14 protein-coding genes are annotated in these 14923 nt (G+C 61.2%); 7 read left to right on the top strand and 7 right to left on the bottom strand.

The genetic code is table 11. From position 1 onward, the window contains the following. Positions 1-470: 470 nt before the first annotated feature. Entirely contained in the window at positions 471-626 is a 156-nt protein-coding gene (locus RGR602_RS08055; protein WP_323808237.1) for a hypothetical protein, read from the top strand. A 191-nt stretch (positions 627-817) separates the two neighbouring features. Here RGR602_RS08055 and RGR602_RS08050 read toward each other — a convergent pair whose 3' ends face one another. Together RGR602_RS08050 and RGR602_RS39375 are read right to left on the bottom strand one after the other, a co-directional pair. After that, complete coding sequence (locus tag RGR602_RS08050) at positions 818-1288, bottom strand: chromate resistance protein ChrB domain-containing protein (protein ID WP_039844666.1); 471 nt, start codon at positions 1286-1288, stop codon at positions 818-820. A 3-nt stretch (positions 1289-1291) separates the two neighbouring features. Next, positions 1292-2254, bottom strand: coding sequence for a Fe-Mn family superoxide dismutase (locus RGR602_RS39375; RefSeq protein WP_052451635.1), 963 nt, complete (start codon positions 2252-2254; stop codon positions 1292-1294). 94 nt (positions 2255-2348) lie between these two features. Here RGR602_RS39375 and RGR602_RS08040 point away from each other — a divergent pair, with 94 nt between their 5' ends. The 3 genes from RGR602_RS08040 (at position 2349) to RGR602_RS08030 (ending at position 6062) form a co-directional block, all read left to right on the top strand. Further along, a complete protein-coding gene (locus RGR602_RS08040; RefSeq protein ID WP_223843984.1) occupies positions 2349-3338 on the top strand; it encodes a chromate resistance protein ChrB domain-containing protein in 990 nt (329 codons plus the stop codon). A 9-nt stretch (positions 3339-3347) separates the two neighbouring features. Continuing rightward, positions 3348-4763: a chromate efflux transporter gene (gene chrA / locus RGR602_RS08035; protein WP_039844665.1), complete on the top strand. Its 1416-nt coding sequence runs from the start codon at positions 3348-3350 to the stop codon at positions 4761-4763. A gap of 93 nt (positions 4764-4856) precedes the next feature. Continuing rightward, complete coding sequence (locus tag RGR602_RS08030; RefSeq protein WP_039846719.1) at positions 4857-6062, top strand: MFS transporter; 1206 nt, start codon at positions 4857-4859, stop codon at positions 6060-6062. Between the two features lie 565 nt (positions 6063-6627). On the opposite strand, the gene RGR602_RS08025 is transcribed toward RGR602_RS08030, so the two are convergent. Then, complete coding sequence (locus RGR602_RS08025; protein WP_223843983.1) at positions 6628-6936, bottom strand: hypothetical protein; 309 nt, start codon at positions 6934-6936, stop codon at positions 6628-6630. 391 nt (positions 6937-7327) lie between these two features. On the opposite strand from RGR602_RS08025, the gene RGR602_RS08020 reads away from it, so the two are divergent. Further along, positions 7328-7810, top strand: a complete 483-nt coding sequence (locus RGR602_RS08020) for an SRPBCC family protein (RefSeq protein WP_039844664.1) — start codon at positions 7328-7330, stop codon at positions 7808-7810. Between the two features lie 169 nt (positions 7811-7979). On the opposite strand, the gene RGR602_RS08015 is transcribed toward RGR602_RS08020, so the two are convergent. The 4 genes from RGR602_RS08015 to RGR602_RS08000 form a co-directional block, all read right to left on the bottom strand. Further along, entirely contained in the window at positions 7980-8792 is an 813-nt protein-coding gene (locus RGR602_RS08015) for an alpha/beta hydrolase (protein WP_039846717.1), read from the bottom strand. A gap of 50 nt (positions 8793-8842) precedes the next feature. Next, positions 8843-9532 (bottom strand): gamma-glutamylcyclotransferase, encoded by a 690-nt coding sequence (locus RGR602_RS08010; RefSeq protein ID WP_039844663.1) that lies wholly within the window; start codon positions 9530-9532, stop codon positions 8843-8845. Between the two features lie 303 nt (positions 9533-9835). Further along, positions 9836-10084, bottom strand: a complete 249-nt coding sequence (locus RGR602_RS08005) for a hypothetical protein (protein WP_039844662.1) — start codon at positions 10082-10084, stop codon at positions 9836-9838. 74 nt (positions 10085-10158) lie between these two features. Continuing rightward, a complete protein-coding gene (locus RGR602_RS08000) occupies positions 10159-10818 on the bottom strand; it encodes a phytochelatin synthase family protein (protein WP_039844661.1) in 660 nt (219 codons plus the stop codon). Between the two features lie 355 nt (positions 10819-11173). Here RGR602_RS08000 and RGR602_RS07995 point away from each other — a divergent pair, with 355 nt between their 5' ends. Together RGR602_RS07995 and RGR602_RS07990 are read left to right on the top strand one after the other, a co-directional pair. Next, the gene (locus RGR602_RS07995) at positions 11174-12355 is read left to right on the top strand and encodes an acetate/propionate family kinase (protein WP_039844660.1); all 1182 of its coding nucleotides are present in this window, start codon (positions 11174-11176) and stop codon (positions 12353-12355) included. A gap of 72 nt (positions 12356-12427) precedes the next feature. Then, complete coding sequence (locus RGR602_RS07990) at positions 12428-14815, top strand: phosphoketolase family protein (protein ID WP_039844659.1); 2388 nt, start codon at positions 12428-12430, stop codon at positions 14813-14815. Positions 14816-14923: the final 108 nt, after the last annotated feature.

Below are 14923 nucleotides of genomic sequence, written 5' to 3'. Positions count from 1 at the left end.
CTGCTTCCGCCGGGCCGACGCCCATCGACGATCGTCAGTGCCTTTGTCGACCACCTGATGGGTATCTCGTTGGACGTAGACCCGGTCCGTCCAGCTTGACCCGCCTCAGGGCTGAGCGACGTCGGCATCGGGTCGAGAGTTGCGCCGTGAGACGGGAGGATGGCCGGTGCGTGGGGGGAGTCCTCGTCAGAGGAGGACCGACGTATTTTATCCCAGCTCGGGCGCCATGTTCTGAGTTCACCGCCTCATCGCGGGATGCTGATCTCTCCGTCTACTCGTACCATCTCGAAATCGCCGATCAGGAGGTCAACGCGGACAAACCCTTGAAGCGCGACATTCATCCGCATCTCCGACATCTTCTGCCGCAGTGACATTCGCGGCATGCAGACCATGCGGCTCCTATTGCGCGACAGGATGTCCAGCCAGCGCTCTTCGCCATCGCCATGATGATCGGCGTCGGAGTGACGCTGTTGGCCGTCGCCCTTCTGTCAGTGGCGTTCCGCGAGCAGCTCGCAAGGCTGTTGAGCACGCGTCCCCGACTGCTGGCTGCGGCCTCCAAGACCATCGAGGCGGCTGCCGGTGTGATTCTGCTCGCCGTCTCCGTTCATGAAAACGTCTTCACATGAATCCATAGATCGGATCAGCTTGCACATGGATATTGCTTATTCTTCGATATTGAGTGCTCGATAGCCCTGACTGGCGTGGCATCGCCCCTGCGGTCGCGGAGGCTGCAAGCGCATTTCAATCGAAATCGAGGGACGCCGCTGACGAACCTGCCATGCATCAAGCTCTTCTTTTTCAACCCGATATCGTGAGTTCACGCTGAAGTTGACGTCATAACCGGCGGCCAGCTATGCGTCTCCGCCTTGCGGCGCGATGCCCAAGCATAGAGGGCGTCGTAGATGATGAAGCCGTGCTTCAGCACCTCATGGTCGTCGGCGCTCAAATCCCGCAATCCCATCGAGACCGCCAGAAGTCCAGCCGATTGCGGCGTGAGATCGTGCCGGTCTGTATCGGCGCCCCGCACGATCGCGGCAATCGTCACGATTGCCGGATCGCGGTCGAGCCCGTACTTCGAGACGAACGTGTCGAAGCTGCAGCCGTCGCCGACATGCGTGAATTCGACGTCCGGCACGTCATAGGGTATTGCCCCGGTCTCGTTTGCGACGCGGTTCACCTCGTTGGGTGGGACAAACAGGAATTCGGGTTCCTTGTCGACGAACCGGGCAATCAGCCACGGGCATGCAATCCGGTCGATGACCGGACGTTCGCGAGTAACCCATTTCATTGTTCATCCTCCTTGATGGGCCGTCAGCGGGACGGTCGGAGCGCCGATCGCATGCCAGGCGGCTATGCCACCCGCCAGGATCCGCGCGTCGAAGCCACGATGGCGCAGTTCGGCAGAGGCATCGCCGCTGACCTGGAAACCATAGAGGCAATAGACGACGATCGCTTTGTCCCTTGGCAGATCATCGGCCCAATCGGCGATCTTCTCCGGGGCGCGGAGTTGCGCTCCCGGCAGCATGTCGCTGCGTTTGGCAAGATCCTCGGCCAAGCAGACGTCGAGCAGGACGACGTCTTCTTTTCGATCCAGACGCTCCTTCAGATCTTCCGGAGCGACAGCATGCGTGCCGTCATCGGAGACAGGTCCGACAGGTTCGCCTCGTCGAGCCATCACGCGCCGGTGACGCAAAGCGACCCGCTCCCAGTGGATGTTTTTCATGAAGGCATCGACATAGGCGCCGGCTCTGGACCCGAAATCGAGGTGATAGGCATGCTCGTACATGTCAAGCGCAAGGACCGGCACACCGCCGGCGAGGCAGTTGGTGTGATCCGCCGCCCATTGGACTGTCAGCCGGTCGTGACGCTCGGACCACGTGAGGAGGGTCCATCCCGAGCCTCCGGCCTGTGCCTTGGCGCAAGCCGTAAACTGCGCGCGCCAGCCGGCGACGCTTCCAAAATCTCGCTCCAGAGCAGAGGCGAGGTCACCGTTGGAATCGCCCGAACCGCCGAGTCCGTCGAAATAAATCTCGTGCAGAATCGCCGAGTTGGCGGCGACCAGCTCCTCCCGCTTCAGTCCGTTGATGTCGAAAACGGGTGCGGCGTCCCAATCGAGTACGTCAAGCCGGCGCTCGATTGCATTCAGACGACGAACTGCGCCGCCGTAGTTGTTCTCGTAATGGCTCGCCAACAGCCGTTCGGAAAGACCCGTAAGGTGAGGCGGTTTGAAGGGGAGAGGCATGATCCTATGCATGGCGTCCTCGCTGACCCTCATCGGACACGGACGCAGGGTACGCCTGAACAGAAAATGATACAAGTGTTGCATTTGGAGTTCTGAGTGATACGGTATGCTTATGAACGCAGGTGAACTCGAGGCTGAGCAGCGCTGGCTGCTCCTGATCCACCAACTACCGACGAAGCCATCCTATTTTCGGGTCAAGATCTGGAGACGGCTACAAGGTATCGGAGCGGTCGCCGTCAAGAGCACAGTGTACGCGCTACCGGCCAACGCCGAGACGCAGGAGGACTTCGAGTGGGTGCTGAAGGAGATCATCGACGGTGGCGGCGAGGCGTTGATCTGTGAGGCGCGCCTCATCGACGGCCTGTCAGACGCACAGGTCCGCGCCCTGTTCGACGCCGCGCGTGACGACGATTTCGCCGAGATCGCCAGGGAAGCACGCGCTCTGGCCGCAGAGCTGGATACGGAGGTGACGGCAGACAAGCGCGCGGACGCTCGCTCCCAACTCGTCCGCATGCGCAAGCGACTCGCCGAGCTCGTGGCGATCGACTTTTTCGGCGCCACGGGCCGCTTAACTGTCGAAGGACTGCTCGCCAACCTCGATGAACGGGTTACGGAGGATGAGGGTATGAGCAGGGCTCCATCAAAAGCCGCCGATCCGATCGCCGAATTCAAGGGGCGGACCTGGGTGACGAGGCGGGATGTTCATGTCGATCGCATCGCCTGCAGTTGGCTGATCCGTCGATTCATCGATGCGAATGCCCCCATCCGCTTCGTGCCAGGAAAGGGTTATGTCCCGAAGCCTGGGGAGATACGTTTCGACATGTTCGAAGGCGAGATCACCCATGAGGGCGACCGCTGCAGTTTCGAGGTCCTGCTCATCCGCACCGGCATGACGGATCCGGCGCTCCAGGCCATCGCAGAGATTGTCCACGACATTGACCTCAAGGACGGCAAGTTCGGCCGCGAGGAGACGGCAGGGATTGCCAGCCTGATTGCCGGGATCGTCATGACGAACAAGGCAGACGAGCAAAGACTCGGGCAAGGCTTCCACGTCTTCGACAATCTCTATCAATATTTCCGCCAGAAGCGCGGGTAAGGAAAAATCATGACCGACATCCACGCCACCGAGCCGGCCACGGATCCTCGCGGTGATACACCTTCGCATGGCATCCCCTTCCGCGAAGCTGTCCGGGTGTGGGCCCGCGTTGCCGCATTGAGCTTCGGCGGCCCGGCTGGCCAGATCGCGGTCATGCATCGTATCATTGTCGAGGAGAAGCGCTGGATCGGCGAGACGCGGTTCCTGCATGCCCTGAACTACTGCATGCTCCTGCCCGGACCGGAAGCCCAGCAGCTCGCGATCTATATCGGATGGCTGCTGCACAAGACGCGTGGCGGGCTGGTCGCCGGCATCCTGTTCGTGCTGCCGGGTGTCGCGACCATCATGGCGCTTAGCTGGATCTATGCGATCTTCGGCAATGTCGGGGCCGTCCAGGCGCTTTTCTTTGGGTTGAAAGCCGCTGTGCTGGCCGTCGTGCTGGAAGCCGTCGTTCGGGTCGGCAAGCGGGCGCTCAAAAACAACGTGATGGTGGCCCTTGCCGCAGCCGCTTTCCTGGCGCTCTTCCTCTTTCACGCGCCCTTCCCGCTGGTCATCCTGGGTGCGGCGGTAATCGGATACTTCGGCGGGCGCGCCAAAAAAGCATCCTTCCTTGCCGGCAATGGTCATGGCAAGGTGGGTGGCAACCAGGTCGCCGACGCGGAGACTGCGCTGGGCGAAGGCATTCCCGCTCATGCCCGCCCGCCGCTCAGTTGGTCGCTGAAGATGGGCGGCGTGTTTCTGGTCCTGTGGCTGACGCCGGTTCTGGCTTTGCTGGCGGTTTTCGGCCCAGGCAATGTCTTCAGCGACATCGCCGTGTTCTTCTCGAAAATGGCCGTGGTGACCTTTGGCGGCGCCTACGCCGTCCTCGCCTATGTGGCGCAGCAGGCCGTCGACACCTATCGCTGGCTGAAGCCGGGGGAGATGCTCGACGGCCTCGGCATGGCGGAAACGACGCCAGGCCCGCTGATCATGGTCACTCAGTTCGTCGGATTCATGGGTGCGTATCGCGCGCCGGGGACGCTCAACCCGCTCCTGGCCGGCACGCTCGGCGGCCTTCTCACCACCTGGGTCACCTTCACACCCTGCTTCCTCTGGATATTTCTCGGCGCGCCATACATCGAGACGCTGCGCAGCAATAGGGCTCTGTCGGCGGCGCTGGGGGCGATCACGGCGGCGGTGGTGGGCGTGATCCTGAACCTCGCCGTGTGGTTCGCACTTCATGTCCTGTTTGGGGAACTGCATCAGGTTCGCGGGTTCGGCATGACGGTCGATGTGCCTGTGCTCAGTTCGGTCAACATGGCCTCGTTGGTCCTGACCCTGGGTGCCTTGCTCGCGGTGTTCCGCTTCAAGATCGGCATGATACCCGTGCTTGCGGCGTGTTCGATCCTGGGCATGCTTTTTGGAGTCGCGACGGGATCGGTCTGATGTCCACCGCAACGATGGTACGGGAAGGAGGCATGTTTGGGGTCCAACGAATGCCGTTTTGTCCGAACAAATAGAAAAGAGCGGCAGACACTCCTGCCTGCCGGTGCCCAGCCCACAGCAGCCTACCTGCTGACGTCGAGAGGGCTGCGGGCGTTCGGCGATGGACTTGTCAGCCTCCTGCTTCCAGCCTATCTGGCCGTTCTCGGTTTCAACGCGTTCGAAATCGGCGTCCTCGCGACGGCGACGCTCGCCGGTTCGGCGGCGCTCACCTTGACTGTCGGCATTGTCGCGCACCATTTCTCCCGCCGCACCCTGTTGATCGCAGCGGCCGTCCTGATGATGGCGACCGGCGTCGCTTTTGCCCTTGTCCAGGACTTCTGGCCGTTGCTTCTCATCGCATTCGTCGGGACGCTGAACCCGTCCTCCGGCGACGTGAGCGTGTTTTTGCCTTTAGAACACGCGCAACTCGCCCACAGCGTTACCGACCGTGATCGCACGGCGCTGTTCGCTCGATACAGCCTTATCGGCTCGCTTGCCGGCGCCGTTGGCGCGCTCGCCGCCGGAGCCCCCGATATTCTCGGCGAAGCTATCGGCCTGGACATCAAAGGGGCCCTGCAGGCAGCTTTCCTGCTCTATGCGTCGCTTGGGCTCGCTACGCTGTTCCTCTATCGTCGGCTGCCGGTCGAACCGTTTGATGCAACTGCGGCACCGGCGGAACCCTTGGGAAAATCCAGAACCATCGTCCTGACGCTTGCCGCACTGTTCAGCCTCGATGCCTTCGCCGGTGGTCTCATCGTGCAGTCGCTGCTGGCGCTGTGGCTCTACCAACGCTTCGATCTATCGCTCGCTGCGACTGGAGCCATCTTCTTCTGGACGGGCGTCCTTTCGTCCGGATCGTATCTTATAGCCGTGCGCATTTCCAAGCGAATCGGGCTTGTCAACACGATGGTGTTCACGCACCTGCCCTCGAGCCTGTGCCTTATACTCGTTCCCTTCATGCCGCACCTTGCTCAGGCCATTGGGCTCCTGTTGATCAGGAGCGCCCTGTCGCAGATGGACGTTCCGACCCGCACCTCCTACGTCATGGCGATCGTCGCCCCCGGCGAACGGGCGGCGGCGGCAAGCGTCACGGCCGTTCCACGGAGCCTGGCCGCGGCGTCGGGTCCCCTTCTTGCAGGCTGGCTGATGTCTATTTCCAGTTTCGGCTGGCCCCTCGTCGCCGCAGCGGCGCTGAAGATCGTCTATGACGTCCTGCTGCTCTTCATGTTCCGGAAGCATCGTCCGCCTGAGGAGCGCTGACTACGTCGATCGCTTCAAACGTTCCATGAGCCCTGCCAAGGACGCGCGCCGTCGTTTACGCGGTACTGCGAGCGCCCAGAGGCGATCGGCGAAACGCAAGCTGGTGGCAGTCTGCCCGAATCCAACGCGAGTGCAGGATTATTTGGACGACACTTTTGCCACGACCCCGTCGTTGATGGCCCCATTGAAGGAAGGCACCCGAACATCGTTCGGGTGCCTTCTTGCAATCACTCTTGAAGGGACGGTTCGCGATTTCGCTGGCGAGCTTCGGTGACGCCGCTGCCGGCAGTCGCCGCTTCCACTCGTGATGGCGAACGTAGACTTAGCAAGGCGCAGCTTTGCAATTCGCAGGTATCGCTTCCGAGCATTCATCAAAGGGAAATGCGACCCCACATCAGAAATCGGAGCCAGCCGCAAGGACTGAAGGCGCCAGCCTGCGGCACCTTCAAAGCGGACGCAGAGATGGCGATGCGTTTGGGTCGGTCGACCGCCCAGACCCGCTGTCCAGGGGCAATGCCTCCAAGCCGCTATCGTCGGACCAAGCGGCCTACGCTTGCTTGACCCGTCATCGCTGAAGCCGGTTCCTTCGTTCCATCAGAAGCTCGTGCTCAACCAGACGCTTACCTGCGGCACTGAGACCTCTTGCGCCGGCAGTTCTTTCAATAACGCCAAGCTCGACGAACCTCCGATCAATTTCGTCCGCCAATGCAGCGTTCTCATGCCGGTAGAGCTGCAAAAGGATGCTCCATTCCTCGTAAGTGAAGTCTCGCCGAACGGTCATGCTTGGTGCCTTTCTGTCGAACGGATGGACCATAGCATGATTTTGTTGTTTGAAGGCACCGCACATACGATCCTCAAAGTCGCTAGACTGCATTACTGCGGCCTTTTTTTTTGCGCAGTATCAGCTCCGTAGCCGACGACGTGCTTCTAGCACACGTCTGCGAAATGAGATCGACAAGCGAGAACGGTCCCCTCTTGGCCAACCCATAAGAAGGACCGGCGAGTAGCGCAAAAACGACTGAAAGAACTGCAAATCGAACCAATTTCAAACTCGTTTCCGTCATGCATCGGAAGTACCGGGCACCGGTCTGAGAAGGGTGGGTAAGCAGTCACTCGCCAAGGTAGCTCGTCATTGCTCTCTTGCGCCAACGCGGGCGTTGCTATTTCGCACGGCGGGCCGGCCTTCGGGCATGCGTCGCTATCGGGAAGCCGACATTCATGAGAAAATAAATGGTGAGGGGGCTATCGTAGGGAGGAACACGCAGATGACAAAAAGAACTCTAAGAACCCTGGCGGCCGCTATTGCAGCAATGGGCCTTCTGGTCGAATCGGCCGCCGCGCTGGAGGTCGCCAGTTCCGCCACCGTGGCGGGCAAACCGGACGTGGTCTGGCAAAAGATCGGCGACTTCTGCGCCATTCAGACTTGGCATCCCGCCATATCGAAGTGCGCGCAGAGCGAGGAAGGTGGTTCGACCTATCGCACGCTCACGACCTCCGACGGCGGCACAGTCAAGGAGAAACTCGTCGAGCACACGGATACCAGCTACACCTATGAGATCATCGATTCACCGCTCCCCGTTGAGAACTATCGCGCCACGATCAGCGTCTCGGCAGAAGGAGATCGGACCAGGGTGGACTGGAAAAGCAGCTTTGACGCAAAGGGTAAATCGGATAGCGAGGCAAAGGACGTCATCAGCGGCATTTACAAAGCCGGTCTCGACAAGATCGCCGAAATGAGCGGAAACTGATCCGTGGGCTCGCCAGCGCGGGCAAGGATTGATCCCGTGCAAAAGAGCCCGGGGTCGTGCCGGGCTCTTGGGGCCGATTGTCGGCCAGCGGCCCTGTGGTGGGACATCGCATTCCCGTCACCACTTGGCTTTCAAATGGTCATTGCCGCAATTTCAGATGGTCACAGGCCTAGGGGACGTCTCTTCTCAGCGTCTCGATGAAGAGGATCACGTCGCCCACCATGCTGTCGTTAAAAATGTCGTTGTGACCCGAGTCGTCGTAGATCAGCATTTGCTTGGGTTCGGGAGCGATGCGGTATAACGCCTCGCCCGACGATAAGGGAATGCTCTCGTCACGTCGACCGTGAATGAAAAGCTTCGGTTGTCTCACCTTTGCGATCTTGAGGTCTGAACGGAATGGGTCCTTTATAAGAAGCGCAACCGGAAAGAGCGGATAATGCATCTGCGCCACTGACACAACCGACAGGTATGGGGACACCAGGATGACTCCGAAGGCCGGCCTCTGCCCGGCCGTGTCCACTGCGACGCCGGTGCCAAGCGACCGACCTAGCACAATGATCTTGCTTGTGGAGCGCACCGAAAGCCAGTCAAACGCGGCGATGCCGTCGGTCAGCAGCCCCTCCTCGCTCGGCGAGCCCGTCGATCCCGGATAGCCTCGGTAGGAAATGGCCAGCATTCCAACGCCTCGCGCGGCCAGCGCCCGCGCGACAAAGCCGTAATTGTCGACGAGGTCACCGTTTCCGAAAAAGAGTAGCACGCAAGGCTTGTCGGATTCGCCCTGGCTGTAGAGCCCATGAAGCACCTCTCCGTCCGGCGTCTGGATATATACGTTCTCGCCCCAGCGCGCACGCTCTGGAGTAGGTGCGGCGGTGGCGCCGGGAAAGAGGAGAGCACGCTGGGAAAAATACACCAGGCCTACAAGGGCCGAGTAGACGAAAGCCGCCATCAGCGGCAGGATCACTAGCAGTGTTGTGACGCTCACGGCAGCGTGTCCCCGCGTGGCCTTCATTTCATTCGGCCCAAGGCGCCACACTATGCATTGGATCTGATCCGCTCCGCAACCAGAGCCTGCAACCGCCAAAGGTTGCGATCGCGGATGCCTTGCTCCTCGAGATGCGCTACTGTGTTGTGGAGATACTCGGCGCCGGAACCCCAGTGGCCGCAAGCTTCCGCCAGCACGTCGGCAACCTCCTCAGGTGGCAGTCTGCCCGTGTAGAAGCGCGACTGCCGGTTCATCACGAAGGCGATGGCGCACAGCGATCCCTTATCCGTTTCGACGGTGACCCAGCGCGGGATGTTGTTGGGTGGCTTCACCGTGATCTCACGCCGCACCAGCTTGTCCAACTGGCTTTCCAGATCGTCCGGGGGCAGTTTGAAGACGACGCCCCGACATTGGCCGCCCCGGTCGAGCGACATCATCAGTCCCGGCTTGTGCTTGGTGCCCCGGAACCGCTCGATCCGGAAGCAGAAGGAGCGGTGCCATCCTCGGGCCGTAGCGCGGCGTGCCTCAACGTGGACGAGCTCAGGTTTCCAGATCAGGGAGCCGTAGGCAAAGAGCCACGCGTCCGGCCCGCCAGGATGCGAGGCCAGCAGGCCCTGCACGATGGCCTTATAGTCTTGGTCGGCGTGATAGGTCCAAGTTGGGTCCGGACCAGGATCCTCCACGGTGCGATGAACCTGAGCCAGATGCTCTGGCGTGAGCGCTATTTGACGGGTTCGCATTAGATCATACCGCTGAAGGGACTGTTGCTGACGAATGATACTTCCAAGCAAAGCCGGTGTCGCCAGTTAACGCTTCGACAATGAGCATAAGGATCTTTCACCTCAAGATTCACGATGAGTGGTTCACTCGAACTCAAGTTGTATTGAGGATCGGAGGCCCAGCCCATGCGGGGACCTTATCTAACAAGGAGGCGAACTGGCGGAGTAGTCCCTCCAACGAGATTTTCGAGCCTGTTTCCGTAGCCGAGCCATAGCTGGCGCATTCAGCCGTACCGACTCGTGTCAGGCGAAATGCGATAGCTGTCAGTGGCTATTGTAGAGCGGCGGCGACACGTCTTCGGCGGCCAGATCGGGATAGAGCCTGAGCCTGATGCGTTCCAGCTCCTCCACGTTCCGCCGCTCCCGCTCCATCACCTCGATCGTCACATTGCGCCATGGAGATCCGGCCGGCTGGTCCCATACCGTTCCGCCTGATGCAATGAACTCGCAGAACCTCCTGCCCGATCTGATACGGCTGGTGATCTCTATGTAATGGTTGACGCGGTGATTCATGGAAGCCTCTCAAGCTCGTCCATGCCAAACGGTCGCTCTTAAAGATGACGAGATGATGACGCCTGCCGACAGCGCTATTCGTCGATCATCAGCAGACCTCGTTTTTTGTCGCCGTCCATGGTGTCCATCGCAGAAAAAAGGCGCTCGCGCTCGATCAGCCACGGCTTGAAGTTTTCGTTCACGTCGAGAACGAATACCATGTCCTCGGTTTCGAGATAGCCGCCGATTGGCGAGTGGTGGCCGACGCCGGCGCCAAAAATCTTCTCACGGCTGAAATTGATGATGTAGCGGCGGCCGGAATCGTTGGCTCGCTTCATATGCTCGCGAAACGCCTCGCTGGTAAGATCGCGGAGGACCGAAACGTCCCTTGTGGTCTGTGCCTTTGCGACGTCGGCGAGCTCATCAAGCGTGAGCCCCATGAAGCAGATGCCCGTCCAGCATTTTCCCGTGCCGTCGAGGACCTCGGCTTCCGTCGTCTCCTCCTCGCCGATCGATCGGAACACATTGGCCACGCTCGCCGGTCCGCAACGCGAACCGTTCGATTGCCATGTGACGTTCGACTTGAAAGTGGCGGCTACCGGAAGCATCCAGGCGCGGTTGATCAGATCCGGCGCTTGGGTGACCGAGGCCTGGATCTGATCAGGCGAAACCTTGGACGGGCTGACGACATACAGCACGGCTGCGGCCGACAGGCCGATACCAGCAATCAAACCGAAAATCCACCCGTGCTTCATCGCCGAACCTCGACGTCGATGAGCACGGACGGTACTTCAGAGCACCCGCAACAGCAACGAGACACTAGGGGAAGGCACGCCGTGGCTGCCCAAATGCGCGGAAATTTGCCGAACGTACTTCAATTTTTGCCCGCAGTAGCCTAACATCAGGCCGTGACTCCAGTTCCCCTGGGAAGACCTCCCAACCTTGGCCCGCTTCGGCGGGCTTCTTCTTGTCTCGGCTGTCCGGCTCGCAACGGCAGTTCCGGGCTGTCTCGCACGCCGGCCACCACCGTGGTTTACGCGAGGGTGAAGGGCCCTAGATAACGAAACGGCGGCAGTTCTTGCGGCCGTTCCTCAGTGCGCAGAGGCAAGCATGGATGCCGACAGAGTCTGCCTGACCTTCAATGCCGGATCATCGACGCTCAAGATCGGCATCTTCGATGCCGGCACGGGCGCCGCCCGGCCGATCGGCAAGGGAAAGATCGACTTCGACGACAGCGCGCTCGTCCTGCGCTATTGGCTGGGGGACGACAGCTTCGAGCGCCCGCTTTCGGGCGACAATGGCGATCGGTTTGCCGAGGTCATCGAAGGCTCGTTGGATCACCTGCTGGCTCAACTGCCACCCGGCTCCCTGAAGCTCGCCTCCCATCGCGTCGTCCATGGCGGCCTTCGGTTTCGTGAGGCCGCCGCGCTCGACGCGCAGACGATCTGCGACATCGAGGCGATGGTTCCGCTCGCCCCACTGCACCAGCCGCAGGCGCTTCGGGTGATCCGCGCGCTGCAGGATCTGCGACCCGACATTCTGCAGACGGCATCGTTCGACACCGCCTTCCACGCGACGCAGGACGATCTCGTCCGGCGCCTGGCGATCCCGCGATCGCTGCATGACGAGGGCTTGCGCCGCTACGGCTTCCACGGCCTGTCTTACAAATTCATCGCCGGCGCGCTCAAACGACAGGCGCCGGAGGCCGGCGGAAAGGTCGTGGCCGCTCACCTCGGCAGCGGAGCCAGCCTCTGCGCCCTGCAAGGCGGCATCAGCCGCGATTGCAGCATGGGGTTCTCGGCCCTTGACGGCATCCCGATGGCAACGCGGCCGGGGTCGCTTGATCCAGGCGCCCTCCTCTATCTCATGCGCAAGGGAACGCGCGATCAAAGCGAGCTGGAACACTTCCTCTATCATGCCTGCGGCATGCTGGGCGTCTCCGGCATCAGCGGGGATACCCGGGATCTTCTGAAGGACGTGCGGCCGGAAGCTGCCCAGGCGATCGACCTCTTCTGCTTCCGCATCGCCAGCGAGATCGGCCGCATGTCGGTGACGCTCGGCGGCCTGGACGCGATCGTCTTCACCGCCGGCATCGGCGAAAACCAGCCGGAAATCAGGCGCCGCGTCGCTGCCCATCTCCGCTGGATGGGCCTTCATCTCGACGATGGCCGGAACGAGGCCAACATAACGGTCATCAGCGCGCCGGACAGCAGGATTGCCGCGCTCGTCATCCCCACCGACGAGGAGCAGGTAATCGCCGACGAGGCGCTCGCCATTCTCCGCGCGGGGTGATCCAGATCAAGAACCGGCCCGGCGCAAGCCGCTAGAGTTGAACCTGAATACGTTTCGAACAGGTGAAAACCCATGGAACAGCACGCCTCGAACACCGTCCCTTCCACGCTTTCCGGCGCCGATCTCGCTTTGCTCGACCGCTACTGGCGGGCGGCCAACTATCTCTCCGTCGGCCAGATCTACCTCTTGGATAACCCGCTTTTGCGCGAACCGCTGAAGCCCGAGCATATCAAGCCGCGCCTGCTCGGCCACTGGGGCACGACGCCGGGACTGAACTTCATCTATGTCCACCTCAACCGGATGATCCGTGCCCGTGACCTCGACATCATCTATATGTGCGGACCCGGCCATGGCGGGCCGGGCATGGTTGCCAACACCTATCTCGAAGGCACCTATAGCGAAATCTATCCGGATATTTCCGAGGATGCGGACGGCATGCAAAAGCTCTTCCGCCAGTTTTCCTTTCCCGGCGGTATTCCAAGCCATGCAGCACCCGAAACGCCCGGCTCGATTCATGAAGGCGGCGAGCTCGGCTACGCCCTCGTCCATGCCTATGGCGCCGCCTTCGACAATCCGGAGCTGACCGTCGCCTGTGTCGTCGGCGACGGCGAGGCCGAAACCGGCCCGCTTGCCGCCAGCTGGCATTCGAACAAGTTCCTGAACCCTGCCCGCGACGGCGCGGTGCTGCCGATTCTGCATCTCAACGGCTACAAGATCGCTAACCCCACGATTCTTGCCCGCGCCAGCAACGCTGATCTGCGCGATCTCTTCCAGGGATATGGCTACCAGCCCTTCTTCGTCGAGGGACACGAGCCGGCCGACATGCACAGCAAGATGGCGGCCGCCTTCGACGCAGTGTTCGACCAGATCAGGGACATCCAGGCGAAAGCGCGCTCAGGCGGCGCCGGCACGCCGCGCTGGCCGATGATCGTGCTTCGCAGCCCGAAAGGCTGGACGGGGCCCAAGGAAGTCGACGGCAAGAAGGTCGAGGGCTTCTGGCGCGCCCATCAGGTGCCGGTCTCCAACTGCCGCGGCGACGACGGCCACCGGAAGATCCTCGAAGACTGGATGCGCAGCTACGAGCCGGAAAACTTGTTCGATGCGGACGGACGCCTGAAAGACGACCTGCAGGCGCTGGCGCCCAAGGGAAACCGCCGGATGGGGGCAAACCCGCACGCCAATGGCGGCCTGTTGCGCAAGGAGCTTTCCGTCCCCAATATCGGCGATTACGAGATCAAGATCGGGGACCGTGGCAGCCAGGCGGTGCAGTCGACCGAAATTTTCGGTCAGTACCTGCGCGATGTGCTGAAACTCAATGCCAAGAACGCGAATTTCCGCATCTTCGGCCCCGACGAAACGGACTCGAACCGCCTCGGCAGCGTCTTCGAGGCGACGGACCGCGTTTGGATGGAGAACATCGAGCCCTATGACGTGCATCTTTCCCGCGACGGCCGCGTCATGGAGGTCCTGAGCGAACATCTCTGCCAGGGCTGGCTGGAGGGCTACCTTCTGACCGGACGGCACGGCCTGTTCTCGTGCTACGAAGCCTTCATCCACATCGTCGACTCGATGTTCAACCAGCACGCCAAATGGCTGAAGGTCACCCGCGAACTGGCGTGGCGAAAGCCGATATCCTCCCTCAACTACCTGCTCACCTCGCATGTCTGGCGGCAGGATCACAACGGCTTTTCCCATCAGGATCCGGGCTTCGTCGATCTCGTCGCCAACAAGAAGGCCGATATTGTCCGCATCTACCTGCCGCCGGACGCCAACACACTGCTCTGGGTCGGCGACCATTGCCTGAAGACCTACGACCGCGTCAACGTCATCGTCGCAGGAAAGCAGCCGGAGCCGCAATATCTGACGATGGATGAGGCGATCAAGCACTGCAAGGCCGGGATCGGCATCTGGGAATGGGCTAGCAACGAGGACAACACGATCGCGCCCGACGTGATCATGGCCTGCGCCGGCGACGTGCCGACGATGGAAACGCTTGCCGCCGTCAGCCTCCTTCGCGAGATGATCCCCGATATGAAAATGCGCGTCGTCAACGTCGTCGACCTTTTGGCGCTGCAGGCCAAGGAGCAGCATCCGCACGGCCTGGAGCACGGTGAATTCGACCGCATCTTCACAAAGGACAAGCCGGTGATCTTCGCCTATCACGGCTATCCCTATCTCATCCACCGGCTGACCTATAAACGCACAAACCACGAAAACATCCACGTGCGCGGCTTCATCGAGGAAGGAACGACGACGACGCCTTTCGACATGACGGTGCTGAACGAGCTCGACCGCTTCCATCTCGCCATCGAGGCCATCGAGCGCGTGCCGGGATTGAAGGAGAAGGTGCCGGACGTCCTCGACCGGCTGCATCTGAAACTCGCCGAACACCACGCCTACGTCCGGGAATATGGCGAGGACATGCCCGAGGTCAGAAACTGGAAGTGGCCGGCGTCATGAGCCGGGCGGCGGCGGACCCTGCCATTTCGAGGCTCCGCCGAACTCCAAGCACGCCGGCGCGCACAAAGACCGTCCCGCAGATTGCCGTCCGCGTTTTTCCGCCTATCC

This window comes from Rhizobium gallicum bv. gallicum R602sp (assembly GCF_000816845.1).
In the GTDB taxonomy this organism is placed as follows: domain Bacteria; phylum Pseudomonadota; class Alphaproteobacteria; order Rhizobiales; family Rhizobiaceae; genus Rhizobium; species Rhizobium gallicum.
Note: the sequence above shows the minus strand (reverse complement) of the source record. Positions and strands in the feature narration are given on the sequence as shown.

Coding starts and splice junctions, on each gene's coding strand:
- RGR602_RS08050 (WP_039844666.1), bottom strand. CDS start 1,288: ATGAAATGGGTTACTCGCGAACGTCCGGTCATCGACCGGATTGCATGC.
- RGR602_RS39375 (WP_052451635.1), bottom strand. CDS start 2,254: ATGCATAGGATCATGCCTCTCCCCTTCAAACCGCCTCACCTTACGGGT.
- RGR602_RS08040 (WP_223843984.1), top strand. CDS start 2,349: ATGCTTATGAACGCAGGTGAACTCGAGGCTGAGCAGCGCTGGCTGCTC.
- chrA (WP_039844665.1), top strand. CDS start 3,348: ATGACCGACATCCACGCCACCGAGCCGGCCACGGATCCTCGCGGTGAT.
- RGR602_RS08025 (WP_223843983.1), bottom strand. CDS start 6,936: ATGCAGTCTAGCGACTTTGAGGATCGTATGTGCGGTGCCTTCAAACAA.
- RGR602_RS08020 (WP_039844664.1), top strand. CDS start 7,328: ATGACAAAAAGAACTCTAAGAACCCTGGCGGCCGCTATTGCAGCAATG.
- RGR602_RS08010 (WP_039844663.1), bottom strand. CDS start 9,532: ATGCGAACCCGTCAAATAGCGCTCACGCCAGAGCATCTGGCTCAGGTT.
- RGR602_RS08005 (WP_039844662.1), bottom strand. CDS start 10,084: ATGAATCACCGCGTCAACCATTACATAGAGATCACCAGCCGTATCAGA.
- RGR602_RS08000 (WP_039844661.1), bottom strand. CDS start 10,818: ATGAAGCACGGGTGGATTTTCGGTTTGATTGCTGGTATCGGCCTGTCG.
- RGR602_RS07995 (WP_039844660.1), top strand. CDS start 11,174: ATGGATGCCGACAGAGTCTGCCTGACCTTCAATGCCGGATCATCGACG.
- RGR602_RS07990 (WP_039844659.1), top strand. CDS start 12,428: ATGGAACAGCACGCCTCGAACACCGTCCCTTCCACGCTTTCCGGCGCC.